The following is a 1,489-nucleotide window of genomic DNA, read 5'->3' on the forward strand; positions in this document are numbered from 1 at the left end:
GCGCCGGCGAGCACGGTGCGGGTCTCGGCCGGGTCGATGACGTCGTCCACCAGACCCCGCTCGGCCGCGTAGTACGGGTGCATCAGCTCGCTCTTGTACTCCTTGATCTTCTGCGCCCGCATCGCCTCCGGGTCCTCGGCCCCGTTGATGTCCCGCCGGAAGATCACGTTCGCCGCGCCCTCCGCACCCATCACCGCGATCTCGTTCGTCGGCCACGCGTACGACAGATCCGCCCCGATCGAACGGGAATCCATCACGATGTACGCACCGCCGTACGCCTTGCGCAGGATCAACTGGATCCGCGGCACCGTCGCGTTGCAGTACGCGTACAACAACTTCGCACCGTGCCGGATGATCCCGTCGTGCTCCTGATCCACCCCCGGCAGGAACCCCGGCACGTCCAACATCGTGATCAGCGGAATGTTGAACGCGTCGCACATCTGCACGAACCGCGCCGCCTTCTCCGAGGCATGGATGTCCAACACACCCGCCAACGACTGCGGCTGGTTCGCGATGATCCCCACCACATGCCCGTCGATCCGCGCCAACGCACAGATCACGTTCGTCGCCCACCGCTCGTGCACCTCGAGGTACTCCCCGTGGTCCACGACCTCCTCGATCACCTTGCGCATGTCGTACGGCCGGTTCCCGTCCGCCGGCACCAGATCCAGCAACGCCTCGTTACGCCGCTCCACCGGATCGTCACTCGGCTGCGCCGGCGGCATCTCCCGGTTGTTCTGCGGCAACAACGACAGCAGGAACCGCACCTCCTCGATGCACGACTGCTCGTCGTCGTACACGAAATGCGACACCCCGGAGACGGTCGAGTGCACGTCCGCGCCACCCAGCCCGTTCTGCGAGATCTTCTCGCCCGTCACCGCCTGCACCACGTCCGGGCCGGTGATGAACATCTGCGAGGTCTCCCGCACCATGAACACGAAATCCGTCAACGCCGGCGAGTAGGCCGCGCCACCGGCACACGGGCCCAGCATCACCGAGATCTGCGGGATCACCCCCGACGCCCGGGTGTTGCGCTGGAAGATGCCGCCGTACCCGGCCAGCGCCGTGACACCCTCCTGGATCCGGGCACCCGCACCGTCGTTCAACGACACCAACGGCGCACCCGCCGCGATCGCCATGTCCATGATCTTGTGGATCTTCTGCGCATGAGCCTCACCCAGCGCCCCACCGAAGATCCGGAAATCGTGCGCGTACGTGAACACCGTCCGCCCGTGCACCGTGCCCCACCCGACGATCACACCATCGGTGTGCGGCTTCCTCGCCTCCAGCCCGAAACCCTGGGCCCGGTGCCGCCGCAACGGCTCCACCTCACGGAACGAACCCGCATCCAACAACAGCTCGATCCGCTCCCGAGCGGTCAGCTTCCCCTTGGCATGCTGCGCCTCGGTCGCCTTCTCGCTCGGACCCCGGCGGACCTGCTCCCGAAGCTCGTGCAGCTCGGCCACCCGCCCCCGCGCATCAGCGGGGG

Annotated in this window: 1 protein-coding gene; it reads right to left on the bottom strand. The window is 67.1% G+C overall.

The window, feature by feature from the left end:
- Positions 1-1,489, bottom strand: a 1,489-nt coding sequence (locus AB0K43_RS31420) for an acyl-CoA carboxylase subunit beta (RefSeq protein ID WP_363645824.1), incomplete at both ends; no start/stop codon positions are given.

The sequence above is a fragment of the Kitasatospora sp. NPDC049258 genome, assembly GCF_040678895.1.
Taxonomy (GTDB): Bacteria; Actinomycetota; Actinomycetes; order Streptomycetales; family Streptomycetaceae; genus Kitasatospora.